This is a genomic window from Endozoicomonas arenosclerae, from assembly GCF_001562015.1.
Taxonomy (GTDB): domain Bacteria; phylum Pseudomonadota; class Gammaproteobacteria; order Pseudomonadales; family Endozoicomonadaceae; genus Endozoicomonas_A; species Endozoicomonas_A arenosclerae.
Genome location: NZ_LASA01000295.1, coordinates 1 through 873 on the forward strand (window position 1 = coordinate 1; position 873 = coordinate 873).

Consider the following 873-nt stretch of genomic DNA (forward strand, 5'->3'; position numbering starts at 1 on the left):
GTCTTGCGTATAACTTGAGGCGGATGTTCAGCCTGAAACAAGTGAATGAAGAGCAGTGGTTGGAACTGGTCTTGTTGGCGACTTATCTGTGGCACTATTGGGCTGATCTGAGGCCAAGAGTGAGAAAAATCATAAGGACAAGTTGAAAATGTAATGCGCCGGAGAGGGTTTTATAAGTTCTCTCCGGAATAGTCAGAGTCTGAAATTACTTGAACTGCGTTTATGGGTTCAAGTCCGACAGGCTGCTAGTGTCAACAAGCGTTATTCTCGCACAGACTCCGCTCATCCTGAGCTTGTCGATGGRTGCCGGTAATGCACTTCGACAGGCTCAGTGCGAACGGTACGGTTAATTACGCTTATACATACTCCGCTCATCCTGAGGCTCTATGTTTCTTGTCAACCTGCTTTTAGTAATTACATAAGAAATTAGAGCCTCATCGGTGAGAAACTCTCCACTGCAAGAGGCTTGGGTCTTTAATCAGACAGCATAGCTTTTTGCATAATGGGGGAATGATATTGAGCCATATCGAATGTCTTTTGGCTACGCCATACGCTGAATGCTATACGTATCAGCTTGCGCATCACGGCTACCAAAGCCTGGGTACAAGTCATTCTTGATGCATAGTGCTCATACATCGCTTTAAATGCCCCACGACTGGCTGCCATGGCCACATTGTAAAGCAAACGGCGCCCTTCGCTTAAACCCTGCTTACTCAGCTTTCTACGCCCGTGCTTTTTGCCCGAATCCTTGTATCGCAGATCGAGGCCAAGGAATGCTATGAATTGATCGACTGTCTTGAAATTCCCCCCGGCTATTTCATTGGCAAAAAAAGCAGCACTTAATTCTCCAAATCCAGGGATGCTCTTTATGGC

At 46.4% G+C, this 873-nt stretch carries 1 protein-coding gene; it reads right to left on the reverse strand.

Going from position 1 to position 873, the window contains the following annotated elements:
• Window positions 1–474 precede the first annotated feature (474 nt).
• Window positions 475–873 (reverse strand): transposase (locus tag WG89_RS28835; protein ID WP_153301907.1); only part of this gene is annotated, 399 nt, incomplete at its 5' end.